Genomic DNA, 13,998 nt, shown 5'->3' with positions numbered 1-13,998 from the left:
CCCATGCCCCCCGTGATTGCCCCCGAACTACTCGCCCCCGCCGGCACCCTGAAAAACATGCGCTATGCCTTCGCCTACGGCGCCGATGCGGTCTACGCCGGCCAGCCGCGCTACAGCCTGCGGGTGCGCAATAACGAGTTCGACCACGCCAACCTCGCGCTCGGCATCCAGGAGGCGCATGCACTGGGCAAGCGTTTCTACGTGGTGGTCAACATTGCCCCGCACAACGCCAAGCTCAAGACCTTCCTCAAGGATTTGGCCCCGGTGATCGCCATGGGGCCGGACGCGTTGATCATGTCCGACCCAGGCTTGATCATGCTGGTACGCCGTCACTTCCCGTGCATGCCGATTCACTTGTCGGTACAGGCCAATACGGTGAATTGGGCCAGCGTCGAGTTCTGGCAACAGCAAGGTATCTGCCGGGTGATTCTGTCGCGGGAATTGTCACTGGAAGAAATCGGCGAAATCCGCCAACAGGTGCCGGCCATGGAGCTGGAAGTGTTTGTGCACGGTGCCCTGTGCATGGCCTATTCCGGGCGCTGTTTGTTGTCCGGCTATATGAACAAGCGCGATGCCAACCAAGGCACCTGCACCAACGCGTGCCGCTGGAAATACCAGGCCACGCCGGCGGTGGAGAACGCCACGGGCGATATCGTCCAGCAGTGTGAACCGACCTTGGGTATCGGCGCGCCGACCGATCAGGTGTTCCTGCTGCAGGAAGCCAACCGCCCGGATGAGCAGATGCCCGCCTTCGAAGACGAACACGGCACCTACATCATGAACGCCAAGGACCTGCGCGCCGTGCAGCACGTGGAGCGCCTGGCGCACATGGGCGTGCATTCGCTGAAGATCGAAGGGCGCACCAAGTCCCACTTCTATTGCGCGCGCACCACCCAGGTGTATCGCCAGGCCATTGACGATGCGGTGGCTGGCCGTGCGTTTGACCGCAACCTGATGACTGATCTTGAGTCCCTGGCCCAACGCGGCTACACCGAAGGTTTCCTGCGTCGCCATGTGCACGACGAATACCAGAACTACCAGAACGGCAGCTCGGTGTCGGAGCGCCAGCAGTTTGTCGGCGAATTGACCGGCGAGCGCCGGGGCGAGCTGGCCGAGGTCAAGGTGAAAAACCGCTTTGCCGTGGGTAATCATCTGGAATTGATGACACCGGCCGGCAACTTTCACTTTGACCTGACCAACCTGCACAACGCCAAGGGCGAGGCCATAGACGTGGCGCCGGGGGATGGGCACACGGTGTATGTGCCACTGCCGAGCGACATGGACCTGCGCTTCGGCCTGCTGATGCGTGACGTCTAACGCAGGGGCGGTGACAGGCCTATTTGTATCAGCGCCAGGCAAACATACGCTGAGGCCAGGGTTGATCAGATCCTGAACTGCCCCACCAACTGCCCCAGGCGCTGGCCCAGGTCCGCCAGGCTGCGCGAGGTTTGCGCGCCCAATTGGGTTTCATCCGCCACGCTGTCCACCGCCACGGCAATCTGATGCACGCTGCGGTTGATCTCTTCGGCCACGGCGGTCTGCTCTTCGGCGGCGCTGGCGATTTGCGCGTTCATCGAGTTGATGGTGCCAATCAACTGCGCCATGGTATCCAGCGACGCGCCGGCTTGGTTGGCCTGGGCCGAAGTGCCATCACCGGCATCGCTGGAGCGGCGCATGGCATCCACGGCGGCGACGGTGCCTTTTTGCAGGCGGTCGATCATGCCCTGGATTTCCTGGGTGCTGGTTTGCGTGCGACTGGCCAGCGCACGCACCTCGTCGGCGACCACGGCAAACCCGCGACCAGCCTCGCCTGCCCGTGCGGCTTCGATGGCGGCGTTGAGCGCCAGCAGGTTGGTCTGCTCGGCAATCGAGCGGATCACGCCGAGCACGCTGACGATCGACGACACGTCCTGCTGCAAGCTGTCGAGGGACACGCCGCTGCTGCGGATGTCGTTCACCAGCGCATGGATCTGCGCGATGCTGCCATCCACTACCCGCTTGGCGGCCTGGCCTTCAGCGTCGGTCTGTTGCGCGGCCACCGCAGCGCCCTGGGCACTGCGCGCCACTTCGTGGGCCGCCGAGGACATTTGGTTGATTGCGGTGGCCACCTGATCGGTCTCGTGGCGCTGGCGTTCCATGGCGGTTTCCGAGCGCTGGGCCTGATCGGACACCTGGCTGACCAGCCCGGTGAGTTGCGCGGTCATCTCGGTGATCTGGCGCACCAGGCCGTGGATCTTGTCGACAAAGCGGTTGAACGCGCCGGCCAAGTCCCCCAACTCATCCTGGCTGGTGATGGCCAGGCGGCGGGTCAAGTCGCCCTCGCCCGCGGCGATATCGTCGAGGTTGGCTTTCATCAGGCTCAGTGGGCGCAAGATGGTATTGGCCACCAACATGCCCACTGCAGCAATCACCAGCAGCACCACCACCGCCACGCCAAGGATGCTCAGCAGCACGCCTTCCATGCGTTTTTCGACCTTGGCCTCGACCACCGCCACCTGGGCTTCGATGCCATCGAGGTTCACCGACGTACCAATCACCATGTCCCACTTGGGCAGGTATTCGGTGTAGCCAAGCTTGGGCACCAGTTCGGTCTGGCCGGGCTGGGTCGAGCTGTATTGCAGGTAGTGGGTGCCGTCCTTGCCGACCTTGACCAGGTCGCGGTTGACGTAGACACCGTTGGGGTCACGGTTGTCCTTGAAGCTCTTGCCTACGCCGTCCGGGCTGTTGCCCTTGAACAGGCGGATGGTCTCGGAGTCGTAGCCGAAGAAGTAGCCGTCCTTGCCGTAGGTGGTGTTGGACAACAGTTTGACTACCTGCGCCCGCGCCGCCGTGTCGCCGGGGGCGGCCGCGTCGTAGAGCGGCTTGATGGTGGTCATCGCCACTTCCACATAACTTTGCAGCGTGACCTTGGCGTCATTGAGCAGGCGCTGGCGGGTTTCATCCACCTCATTGCGCGCCTGGCCCTGCAGGATCCACACCGTGGTCAGGCTGATGACCACGGCAAACAACAACACAGGCACGACGGCCAGGGACAGGACTTTGGCCTTCAAACTCAGACGCATGGCTTTTCTCTCTTATTCGTGGCGACTTGAGAGGTTAACGGCCAGTGGCGAAATATCTGTAGGACACCTTGGCTGAGTGGCGACTGGACTGTTGTGGCGAACAGGCTTGCCCTGCGTTGGGCTGCGTAGCAGCCCCCTTTTCAGGCGCCGTAACACGCCAGGTAGATCGAGGTGTCTGGATTCAGGACCGCTTCGCGCTCCAACGCAGGGCAAGCCTGCTCGCCACAATTGAACCTGTTCCAGATACTAGAGGGTCATCGCGGCAAACCAGCCAAACGCCAGCAACGGAATGTTGTAGTGCAGGAAGGTCGGCACCACGGTGTCCCAGATATGGTGATGCTGGCCGTCAATATTCAGGCCGGAAGTCGGGCCGAGCGTGGAGTCCGACGCTGGCGAACCGGCATCGCCCAGCGCCCCCGCCGTACCCACGATGCACACAATCGCCAACGGACTGAAGCCCAGCTGCACACACAACGGCACAAAAATCGCCGCCAGAATCGGCACCGTAGAAAATGACGAACCAATGCCCATGGTCACCAACAGCCCCACCAGCAACATCAGCAGCGCGCCCACACCACGGCTGTGACCAATGAATGCCGCCGAGGCTTCCACCAGTGAGCGCACGTCACCGGTGGCCTTGAGCACTTCGGCAAACCCCGATGAGGCGATCATGATGAAGCCGATCATCGCCATCATCTTCATGCCTTCAGTGAACAGGTCGTCGGTATCGCGCCAGCGCACAATGCCCGACACCGAAAAGATCAGAAACCCAGCCAGGGCGCCGATGATCATCGAATCCAGCCACAACTGAATGATAAACGCCGAGGCAATTGCCAGCCCGGCCACCAGCAGGGTCAGCGGGTTGTACTGCACGGCTACTTGCTCGACGCGCTCGATTTTTTCCAGGTCATACACACGCTTTTTGCGGTAGCTGATAAACACCGCCACCAGCAGGCCCACCACCATGCCCAACGCGGGCAAGCCCATGGCATGGGTGACGTTGACTTGGCTGATGTCCACGCCGCTCTTGGCCACGTTGGCCAACAGGATCTGATTAAGGAAGATATTGCCGAAGCCCACCGGCAGGAACATGTAGGGCGTGATCAGGCCGAAGGTCATCACGCAGGCGATCAGCCGGCGGTCCAGTTGCAGCTTGGTCAGCACGTAAAGCAGTGGCGGCACCAGCAGCGGGATAAACGCAATATGGATCGGCAGAATATTCTGCGAAGCAATCGCCACCACCCACAACAGACCGATCAGCAGCCATTTGACATGACTTCCGCCGGTGGCTTCCTGGCAATCGACCAACAGCAGCGCCTTGTCCGCCAATGCATGCGCCAGGCCGGACTTGGCAATCGCCACCGCGAAAGCGCCGAGCAAGGCGTAGGACAACGCCACGGTCGCGCCGCCGCCCAAGCCGCCGTTAAACGCCTTGAGCGTGGCCTCGATGCCCAACCCGCCGGTCAAGCCACCGACCAGGGCGCCGACGATGATGGCGATGACCACATGCACACGGGACAAACTGAGCACCAGCATGGTGCCGACCGCGGCGATGACTGCGTTAATCATGGTTACCTCAAGCAAAAAACATAAAAAACAGACAGGCCCGCGACCGGGCGGCCATCAAGTGGCGTCCGTGTGCAGGCTTTAAGAGGTCTTATTAGAGGGCGCGCACTTTGCCGCAGGCGGGCCGTCATGTCAAAAACTGTGGCGAGGGAGCTTGCTTTCGCTGGGCTGCGCAGCAGCCCCAAAAAAACAGGAGCGCTGCGCACTGGAGCGCCAGCGGGAGCAAGCTCCCTCGCCACAGAATAAAGAAGCGTGAAAGGCAGCCGATACAAAGGCTCTCTGTGTTTTCAGGTTAAGGATGCTCCTCGATGTCGCTTAGACAGCTCTCCATTCAATGGAAAATCACCCTGCTCGCGGGCCTGTGCCTGCTGGGGATCGTGACCCTGCTGGTGGGTCTGTCGCTTTTTCGCATGGAGCAGAGTTCGCAACAGGTTAAAGCCTCCAGCATGCAGATGCTCGACGCGTCCGCCCAGGCGCGCATCGAGGCCCAAGGTGAAGTGCAGGCGCTGGGCATTCGCCAGCAATTCATGGACGCCTATCAGTACGGCCATGGTTTTTCGCGCCAAGTGTTGTTTTTGCGTGAGCAGGCGGAAAAACGCTTCCTCGACGCCTTCGATACCCGCGAAGACCTGACCCGCCAAGTCAAGGCCGCCCTGCAAGCCAACCCCGATCTGCTCGGCCTGTCGTTGGTGTTTGAGGCCAATGCGCTGGACGGCAAGGACGAGTTGTTCGCCAATCAGGCAGAACTGGGCAGCAACGACAAAGGGCGCTTCGCCCTCTACTGGTCGCAGCCCACACCCGGCAAACTCACCTCCATGTCACTACCCGAAAGCGACATGGCCGACATCAGCGTCGGCCCCAGCGGCGAAAAGGCTAACGCCTGGTTCACCTGCCCACGCACTACGCTGAAACCCTGCGTGATCGAACCGTACTTTTATGTGATCGACGGGCAAAACGTGCTGATGACCAGCATCGTCTTCCCGCTGATGGTCAACGGCAAAGTTATTGCCTCGCTGTCGGTGGACATCAACCTCAACAGCCTGCAGGCCGTGAGCCAACAGGCCAGCCAGAAGCTGTATGACGGCCAGACCCAGGTCAGCATCCTCAGCCCCACCGGTTTGCTCGCCGGCTACAGCCCGGACGCCGGCAAACTCAGCCAGCGTCTGGATCAGGTCGACAGCGCCAGCGGCGCGCAATTGATCAGCGTGCTGGCCAGTAACCCCCAGACCAGCAGCCTGCGTACCGATCACCAACTCAAGGTGCTGGCGCCATTCGCGCCGATTCCCGGCGGCAAGCCGTGGGGCGTGTTGCTGGATGTGCCGGAAAAAGTCCTGGTCGGCCCCGCCGAAACACTCAAGGCGCAGTTGGACGCGGACAACGCCCGTGGCACGCTGCTGGAACTGAGCCTGGGCCTGCTGGCGGCCGTGGTTGGCTTAGTGCTTGTGTGGCTGATGGCCCGCAGCGTGACCCGGCCGATCCTCGGCGTGGCACGCATGCTCGAAGACATCGCCAGCGGCGAAGGCGACCTCACCCGCCGCCTGGCCTACGACAAACAGGATGAACTGGGCCAACTGGCCGGCTGGTTCAACCGCTTCCTCGACAAGCTGCAACCGATCATTGCCCAAGTGAAACGCTCGGTGCAGGACGCCCGTGGCACTGCCGACCAGTCCGCCGAAATCGCCACGCAAACCAGCGCCGGCATGGAGCAGCAATACCGTCAGGTCGACCAAGTGGCCACCGCCTCCCACGAAATGAGCGCCACCGCCCAGGACGTCGCCCGCAGTGCTGCCCAGGCGGCACACGCCGCACGCGATGCCGACCAGGCCACACGCGACGGCTTGAGTGTGATCGACCGCACCACCACCAATATCGGCAACCTGGCGGCGGATATGAGCACCGCCATGGCCCAGGTCGAAGGCTTGGCGGCCAATAGCGAGAAGATCGGTTCGGTGCTGGAAGTGATTCGCGGCATCGCCGAGCAAACCAACCTGCTGGCACTCAACGCCGCCATCGAAGCCGCCCGCGCCGGTGAGGCTGGGCGTGGTTTTGCGGTGGTCGCCGACGAAGTACGCAACCTGGCGCAGCGCACCCAGGAGTCGGTAGAAGAAACCCGCCTGGTGATAGAGCACCTGCAAAGCGGCACCACCGACGTGGTTGGCTCCATGGGCAATAGCTATCGGCAGGCCCAAGGCAGTGTCGAACAGGTCGGCCAGGCGGTCACCGCTTTGCGTCAGATTGGTGAGGCGGTCACGGTGATCAGCGACATGAACCTGCAAATCGCCAGCGCCGCCGAACAGCAAAGCGCCGTGGCCGAAGAGATCAACACCAATGTGGCGACGATACGGGATGTGACTGAATCGCTGTCGGAGCAGGCGAATGAATCGGCGCGGGTGAGCCAGGCGTTGAACAGCCTGGCGAATCAGCAGCAGGGGTTGATGGATCAGTTTCGGGTGTAATGATCGTTCCCACGCGTGGGCGCGCCTCCTGTGACGCCCCGCGTCGCCCGTCGACAGCGGGACGCCGAGCGTCCAAGGCGACGTTACCACGCAGAGCGTGGGAACGATCTCAACGTTTGGGTAATTCGATCAGCACCTTGAGCCCGCCCAGCTCGCTGTCCTGCAACCGCAACGTACCACCCCACACCTCGACAATATCCCGCACGATCCCCAGCCCCAGGCCATGGCCGTCAATCTGCTCATCCAGACGCGCGCCCCGGCTGAGCACTTGCTCACGCTGAGCCGGCGGGATGCCGGGGCCGTCGTCTTCGACTGCCAGCAGAAAGCTGCGCGGGGTTTCGCTGACCGTCAAGCGCACGTCGGCATCCGCCCATTTGCAGGCGTTATCCAGCAGGTTGCCGAGCAGTTCCAGCAGATCTTCGCGGTCCCAGGGCAATTGCAGGCCGGGGTCGACGTGGTAGCTCAAGTCCAGGTGTTCACCGTGGATCATGCTCAAGGTGGCCAGCAGGCCGGGCAGTTCTTTTTCACAGTCAAACAGCGCGCCGGGCAGGGTTTCACCGGCCAGGCGGGCGCGGTTAAGTTCGCGGTTGAGGCGTTGTTGCACCTGGTCAAGCTGCTCGCGCAGCAGCTTGCCGATTTCGGGGTGGTCCTTGAGCGCTTCACTGGAGGCTGCACTCAGTAGCACCGCCAATGGGGTTTTCAGCGCATGGCCGAGGTTGCCCAAAGCATTGCGTGAGCGCTTGAGGCTGTCTTCGGTATGGGCCAGCAGATGGTTGATCTGCGCCACCAACGGCTCCAGTTCCAGCGGCACTTGGGTATCAAGTTGCGAGCGCCGGCCCTGTTGCAGTTGGGCAATCTGGTTGCGTGCCGTCTCCAGCGGGCGCAAGGCGCGGCGCACGGTGACCCGCTGCAGGATCAGCACCAGTAACAGCGCCGCCAAGCCGATGATCAGGCCGATCTGGCGCATCAGGCGAAAGCTTTCGCGCACGGGCGTGTAGTCCTGGGCCACGCTGATGGAAATTGACTGGCCGAAACGCTTGTAGTCCGAACGCAACACCAGCAGTTGCTGGCGTTCCGGCCCCAGTTGCAGGTTGCCCTTGAGCCCCGGCTCGGTCAGGCGCGGCAGTTCCTGGTCCCACAGCGAGCGGGAGCGCCAGTGAACGTCGGCAAAATCAATGCGGAAATAATGCCCGGAAAACGGTCGCTGATAGGCCGGTGACAGACGCTGCTCATCCAAATGAACACCCTCCGGCCCACGCACCAGTGCTGCCAGCAGGTTCTCGCTGTCGTTGCGCAGCCCGGCTTCCAGGTAGCGCTGCAAACCGGCCTCGAACAACCACAAACTGGTCTGCGCCAGCACCACGCCCACCACCACCATGACGCTGATCAGACCCAGGCTCAAACGCCGTTGAATCGACCTCATGCCGGGGCGGCGCCAAACCGGTAACCCTGGCCACGCCGGGTTTCAATCACACTGCGCCCCAATTTGCGGCGCAGGTGGTTGACGTGCACTTCCAGCACATTGGAGTCGCGCTCGGTTTCGCCGTCATACAAATGTTCGGCCAGATGGCTTTTCGACAGAATCTGCTCCGGGTGCAGCATGAAGTAGCGCAGCAGGCGGAATTCGGCGGCGGTCAGCTGGATCTCGTCGCCATCGCGCAGCACACACTGACGCCCTTCATCCAGGTGCAGGCCGGCGGCTTGCAGCGTCGGCTGGTTGGCCTGGCCGTGGGAACGGCGCAGAAGCGCCTGGATGCGCAGGTAGAGCTCTTCGGGGTGAAAGGGTTTGCTCAGGTAATCGTCGGCGCCGGCCTTGAGCCCTTCGATACGTTCGGCCCAGGAATCGCGCGCGGTCAGCACCAGCACGGGCGTGGCCAAGGCCGCGGCGCGCCATTGCGCGAGCACCTCCAGGCCCGGCAGGCCCGGCAAGCCGAGGTCGAGGATGATCAGGTCATAGGGTTCGCTGCGGCCTTGATACGCGGCGTCGCGCCCATCGGCCAGCCAGTCGACCGCGTAGCCCTGGCGCTGCAGACCGGCCAACAGTTCATCAGCCAGCGGTACGTTGTCTTCCACCAGAAGCAGGCGCATCAGTCGTCTTCCTTATCTTTGAGCAGCTTACCGGTACTGGCGTCGAGCTCGATTTCGCGCACCACGCCTTCGACGGTCAACAGTTCGATTTCGTAGATATAGCGCACCGAGCGATCCTTGTGCTCCTCAAGCTCGGCGTCCAGCAGCTTGGCACCCGGGTAGCGCTCCAGCGCCGGCCCCAGCAACTGTTCCAGCGGCGCGATGACGCCCTCCTGACGCAATCGCAGGGCTTCATCCTGACCAAGGTCATGGGCTGACAGGCTGGCGCTGCTCAGAAGCAATACCAGCGCCACCTGACTGCCCGCGCGTAGATTTACCTTCATTACGTATCCTGATGTTCCTTGAGGGCGGCCCGATGCGGGACATGGGCCACCACGGTACCCGTGACAACTTAACTGAAACTGAATTGCCACCATGGCAATTTTCAATCGGCAACCTTACCCATCGCTGCAAGAATTCTCTTATATTGCCTGTTCGCTGCAACCGAGACCTGTATGACTGCCATCCACATCAAGTTTCCCGCGCTGACCCTCAAGGCCGGCAAACGCGCTTTCACACGCATTCGCGAGCAAGGCCTTGCGCCGGCGGATGTCGGTATCCTACCCGGTGCGGCCGGTGGCCCCAAGGCGTTGGGCATTCAAGGCCTGGACCTGGCGCTGTTCGGCGATTGGCTGCCACGCGCGCCGCGTGAGCGTGCACTGATCGGCGCGTCCATCGGCTCCTGGCGGTTTGCCAGTGCGTGCCTGCCCGACCCGGTGCAAGGCTTGCTGGACCTCGGCCGCTTGTACAACGAACAACGCTTTGCCAAGGGCGTGACCATGGCCGAAGTCAGCCACAGCTGCCAGCGCATGCTCGACGACCTGTTGGCCGGCCGCGATGCGCGGGTGCTGGACAACCCCGACTACCGCCTGAATATCATGGTGGTCAAGAGCCACGGCCTGCTCGCCGATGACCACCGTGGGCGACTGGGGCTGGGCCTGTCGTCGGTGATTGCCGACAATCTGCGTGGCCGTGCGCGGCTGTCGCGGCATTTTGAGCGGTTGATCATCCACGACCCGCGCCAGGCACCACCGGTGCATGCGCTGACGGACTTTCCCTCGCGCTTCCTCGACCTGCAGGTGGGCAACCTGCGCCAGGCGCTGCTGGCCTCCGGTTCCATCCCCATGGTGATGCAAGGCGTGCGCGACCTGCCCGGCGCAGGCACGGGCACTTACCGCGACGGTGGCCTGCTGGACTATCACCTCGACCTGCCCTATCACGGCGACGACATTGTGCTGTACCCGCATTTCACCGACCGGGTGATCCCCGGCTGGTTCGACAAGGGCCTGCCGTGGCGACGCAGTAATCCACAAGGCTTGCAGGATGTGCTGCTACTGGCGCCCTCCAAAGACTACCTGGCCCGTCTGCCCCATGGGAAATTGCCGGACCGCAGCGACTTCAAGCGCTTTATGGGCGATGACTCTAGCCGCAACAAATACTGGCAAACCGCGATGAGCGAAAGCCGACGGCTGGGGGATGAGTTCCTGCAACTGGCGGACAATGGTGGGCTGGGCGAGCGGCTGCAAGCGCTGTAACCCAGCGGTATGCGCGGCAGAGGATCAAACTGTTAAACTCGCCGCCTGCCAGATACCTGACCGAGCTGAAAATACTGTGGAAATCTTCAAAGAGTTTACCTTCGAGTCCGCCCACCGCCTGCCCCATGTACCGGAAGGCCACAAATGCGGACGCCTGCACGGGCATTCGTTCAAGGTGGCTATCCACCTGAGCGGCGACCTGGATCCCCATACCGGCTGGATCCGCGATTTCTCGGAAATCAAGGCGATTTTCAAGCCGCTCTACGAGCGCCTCGACCATAACTACCTCAATGACATCCCTGGCCTGGAGAATCCGACCAGCGAAGTGCTGGCCAAGTGGATCTGGACCGAACTCAAGCCCCTGTTGCCGGAACTCAGCGCGATTCGCATCCACGAGACCTGCACCAGCGGTTGCATCTATCGCGGCGAGTAAGCGCTTGAGTGTTTAAAACCACCTGCGGGTGGTTTTTTTATGCCTGGCCACTGCAGTTGTAAAGCGTGCTTGACATGAAAAACCTGCACACCCAACGTAAAGCATCCTTTGCTTAAACTTCAGCGACGGTTTCCTGGAAACCGCGGGCCTGCCGCGCCTGTCGGCCTTCATGGTCTGGCCGATCATGGGCGGCGTCTGGTGTGTGGCCACAATCATTGGCACAAGGCGCTATCAATGAATAATCAGTTGCGCCAGTTACGCGCAGAACTGGGTTGGTCCCAGGCCGATCTGGCGCAGCGCCTGGGCGTGTCGCGCCAGACCATCAACGCCATCTAGACCGGCCGCTACGACCCGAGCTTGCCGCTGGCGTTCAAGATCGCCAAGGTGTTCGAACGGCCCATCGAAGCGATCTTCGAAGCGCCAGTGGACTGAGCCGTTATGACAGGAGCACGCTGAATTGATACGCCCCGCCACTGCCGACGATAGTGCCGCTATCGAGGCCATCGTCCAGGCTGCCTATGCGCCCTACATTGAGCGCATCGGCCGCAAGCCCGGGCCTTGGTTTCGGCCGACAACTGATGGATTTTGCCGAACAGCAGGCACTTGATGCCGGCTACAGTGCCATCCGCCTCTACACCAATGAGGTGATGACCGAGAACCTCGCGCTGTACAGTCGCCGTGGCTATGTGCAAACCCATCGCGCCGAGGAACACGGCCTGCGCCGCGTATTTATGATCAAACATCTATAGGAGCACCCCATGGAAAACCTCTGGCTGGCCCAGGCCAAACGCTTGCAGGCACTGGCGTCCACGGGGCTGCATTTTTGCACTGACGACTTTGAGCGTGAGCGCCTTGAGGAAATTGCCGAGATTGCCCACAGCATGCTCGCGCAACTGGCGGATGTGCCGCTTGCGCGCATCACCGGGCTGGTGCCGGATTTTGCCAAGCGTTATTCAACCCCGATGATTGACGTACGCGGCGCGGTGATCGAGGGCGACCGGATACTGCTGGTGCGCGAATTGACCGACGGCTGCTGGGCCCTGCCCGGTGGGTACGCCGATATCGGCCTGTCGGCGGCGGAAAACATCGTCAAGGAGATCCGTGAGGAAGCCGGGCTGAGCGTCACGGCACGCGCGCTGTACAGCGTCACGCACAAGGCCAAGGGCTTGTATCGCCCGGATGTGCGGGACTTCTACAAGCTGTATTTCCTGTGCGAGCGGGTCGACCAACGGGCGCCGATGGCGGGTTTTGAAACCACTGAAGTGGGCTTTTTTACCCTCGACGACCTGCCGCCCCTGTCCCGTGGGCGCACCATCGAAAGCGACCTTGAAGCGGCGTTTGCGTTTCATCGTGGCGATACCACCCAGACGCTGTTCGACTGATCCATTTTGTCTCACCGCTGCACTGCTTTCGTGCCTGCTTGGGCGCGCTCGACACAGCTGCCTGGCGACAAATACGCCGCGCTGCCGGTTTGGCACGCGCAGTGCAACAGCGCTGCGTCAGTCATCCAGGGAGCAAGGCCATGACGCAGCAAGAACCGGGTAACGATTACCCCCTCAGCGAAGTGCCGATGCATGCGCGCAAGGGCCTTGCGTCCACCGCCATGGTGTTGCTGGGCTTCACCTTCTTCACCGCGACCATGTTCGCCGGCGGCAAGCTGGGCGTGGCGTTCAGTTTTACCGACATGCTCGGCGTCGTGGCCCTGGGTAACCTGTTGCTGGGTATTTACGCCGCAGGCCTGGGCTACATCGCCTTCAAGAGCGGCTTGAATTCGGTCCTGATGGGGCGCTTCTGCTTTGGCGAGGTGGGCAGCAAACTCAGCGACTTGATCCTCGGCTTCACCCAGATCGGCTGGTACGCCTGGGGCACCGCCACCGCGGCCGTGGTGCTGGGCAAATATTTCGAATTGAACCAAGGCACGGTGCTGGCACTGATGGTGCTGTTTGGCCTGCTGTTCTGCGCCACCGCGTATATCGGCTATCGCGGGCTGGAGATTCTGTCCTATATCGCGGTGCCGGCCATGGGCATCCTGCTGTTGCTGTCGATGTGGGTCGCCACCGTCAAAGTCGGCGGACTGAAGGGCTTGCTGGCAGTGGTGCCGACGGCGGAGCTGGACTTGTCCACCGCCATCACGCTGGTATTCGGCACTTTTGTCAGCGGCGCCACCCAGGCGACCAACTGGACGCGTTTTTCTCGTTCGGCCAAGGTCGCGGTGCTGGCCAGCCTGATCGGCTTTTTTATCGGCAATGGCTTGATGGTGTTGATCGGTGCCTATGGCGCCATCGTCTATCAGCAACCCGATGTGGTCGAAGTACTGTTGCTGCAAGGTTTCGCCATGGCGGCGATGGTCATGTTGCTGCTCAACATCTGGAGCACGCAGGACAACACCATCTACAACTTCGCTGTGGCCGGCTGCAATCTGCTGCGTACCCGGCGGCGCAAAACCGTAACCCTGGCCGGCGCGGTGATCGGCACCCTGCTGGCACTGCTTGGCATGTACGACTTGCTGGTGCCTTATCTGATTCTGTTGGGCACCGTGATCCCGCCGATTGGCGGGGTCATCATGGCGGACTTCTTCTACCGCTATCGCGGCCAGTACCCGCGTCTGGCCGATGTACGCCTGCCGGCGTTCAATTGGCCAGGGCTGGCGGCGTATGCCGTGGGCACCGTGCTGGCGTTTCACTCACCGTGGGTGGCGCCGTTGGTGGGGATTGTGGCCGCGTCCCTGGCCTACATCGCACTCACCGCGGCCCTGCGCGTGCGCGCACCTTTGGCTGACGTACAGGCATGAACCCGACTGTTGCCATGAGGATGGTAAC

General features: G+C 62.0%; 10 protein-coding genes and 5 pseudogenes. 9 read left to right on the top strand and 6 right to left on the bottom strand.

Translation table 11 applies throughout. The features are described from left to right. Positions 1-3: 3 nt before the first annotated feature. Positions 4-1,317 carry a prephenate-dependent tRNA uridine(34) hydroxylase TrhP gene (gene trhP, locus GIW48_RS21955; protein ID WP_170040685.1) on the top strand — a complete coding sequence of 438 codons (1,314 nt, stop codon included), beginning with the start codon at positions 4-6 and terminating at the stop codon, positions 1,315-1,317. A 65-nt stretch (positions 1,318-1,382) separates the two neighbouring features. Here the strand turns inward: trhP and GIW48_RS29990 are convergent, their stop codons facing one another. From GIW48_RS29990 to GIW48_RS21945, 3 genes and pseudogenes are all read right to left on the bottom strand, one after another. After that, positions 1,383-2,138, bottom strand: a complete 756-nt coding sequence (locus tag GIW48_RS29990) for a methyl-accepting chemotaxis protein (RefSeq protein ID WP_371318509.1) — start codon at positions 2,136-2,138, stop codon at positions 1,383-1,385. Positions 2,139-2,240: 102 nt separating this feature from the next. Beyond that, positions 2,241-3,062: pseudogene (locus GIW48_RS29985) on the bottom strand (cache domain-containing protein); the annotation flags it as partial. A 246-nt stretch (positions 3,063-3,308) separates the two neighbouring features. Then, positions 3,309-4,628, bottom strand: a complete 1,320-nt coding sequence (locus tag GIW48_RS21945; protein WP_236461702.1) for a Na+/H+ antiporter family protein — start codon at positions 4,626-4,628, stop codon at positions 3,309-3,311. 308 nt (positions 4,629-4,936) lie between these two features. Between GIW48_RS21945 and GIW48_RS29980 the strand changes: the two are divergent. Both GIW48_RS29980 and GIW48_RS29975 read left to right on the top strand, forming a co-directional pair. Further along, a pseudogene (locus GIW48_RS29980) lies at positions 4,937-6,226 on the top strand (HAMP domain-containing protein); the annotation flags it as partial. A gap of 348 nt (positions 6,227-6,574) precedes the next feature. Further along, positions 6,575-7,084 (top strand): annotated as a pseudogene (locus tag GIW48_RS29975) (methyl-accepting chemotaxis protein); the annotation flags it as partial. 109 nt (positions 7,085-7,193) lie between these two features. On the opposite strand, the gene GIW48_RS21935 reads toward GIW48_RS29975, so the two are convergent. From GIW48_RS21935 to GIW48_RS21925, 3 genes are read right to left on the bottom strand one after another with little or no spacing between them, the layout of a single operon-like run. Further along, positions 7,194-8,507 (bottom strand): sensor histidine kinase, encoded by a 1,314-nt coding sequence (locus GIW48_RS21935; RefSeq protein ID WP_017135292.1) that lies wholly within the window; start codon positions 8,505-8,507, stop codon positions 7,194-7,196. After that, complete coding sequence (locus GIW48_RS21930; protein WP_017135293.1) at positions 8,504-9,172, bottom strand: response regulator transcription factor; 669 nt, start codon at positions 9,170-9,172, stop codon at positions 8,504-8,506. Before GIW48_RS21930 ends, GIW48_RS21935 begins: the two co-directional genes overlap by 4 nt. Further along, positions 9,172-9,495, bottom strand: coding sequence for a PepSY domain-containing protein (locus tag GIW48_RS21925; RefSeq protein ID WP_017135294.1), 324 nt, complete (start codon positions 9,493-9,495; stop codon positions 9,172-9,174). Before GIW48_RS21925 ends, GIW48_RS21930 begins: the two co-directional genes overlap by 1 nt. 171 nt (positions 9,496-9,666) lie before the next feature. On the opposite strand from GIW48_RS21925, the gene GIW48_RS21920 reads away from it, so the two are divergent. The 6 genes and pseudogenes from GIW48_RS21920 (at position 9,667) to codB (ending at position 13,970) form a co-directional block, all read left to right on the top strand. After that, the gene (locus GIW48_RS21920; protein ID WP_017135295.1) at positions 9,667-10,746 is read left to right on the top strand and encodes a patatin-like phospholipase family protein; all 1,080 of its coding nucleotides are present in this window, start codon (positions 9,667-9,669) and stop codon (positions 10,744-10,746) included. Between the two features lie 76 nt (positions 10,747-10,822). Further along, entirely contained in the window at positions 10,823-11,179 is a 357-nt protein-coding gene (queD, locus tag GIW48_RS21915) for a 6-carboxytetrahydropterin synthase QueD (protein ID WP_003237990.1), read from the top strand. A 234-nt stretch (positions 11,180-11,413) separates the two neighbouring features. Next, positions 11,414-11,611 (top strand): annotated as a pseudogene (locus tag GIW48_RS21910) (helix-turn-helix transcriptional regulator). Positions 11,612-11,636: 25 nt separating this feature from the next. Beyond that, positions 11,637-11,928, top strand: a pseudogene (locus tag GIW48_RS21905) (GNAT family N-acetyltransferase). 9 nt (positions 11,929-11,937) lie between these two features. After that, positions 11,938-12,561 (top strand): NUDIX hydrolase, encoded by a 624-nt coding sequence (locus GIW48_RS21900; protein WP_186618195.1) that lies wholly within the window; start codon positions 11,938-11,940, stop codon positions 12,559-12,561. A gap of 140 nt (positions 12,562-12,701) precedes the next feature. Further along, entirely contained in the window at positions 12,702-13,970 is a 1,269-nt protein-coding gene (gene codB / locus GIW48_RS21895) for a cytosine permease (protein WP_017135299.1), read from the top strand. The last annotated feature ends 28 nt before the right edge of the window (positions 13,971-13,998 follow it).

The organism is Pseudomonas sp. PA-6-3C (genome assembly GCF_021605825.1).
Taxonomy (GTDB): domain Bacteria; phylum Pseudomonadota; class Gammaproteobacteria; order Pseudomonadales; family Pseudomonadaceae; genus Aquipseudomonas; species Aquipseudomonas edaphica.
Note: the sequence above shows the minus strand (reverse complement) of the source record. Positions and strands in the feature narration are given on the sequence as shown.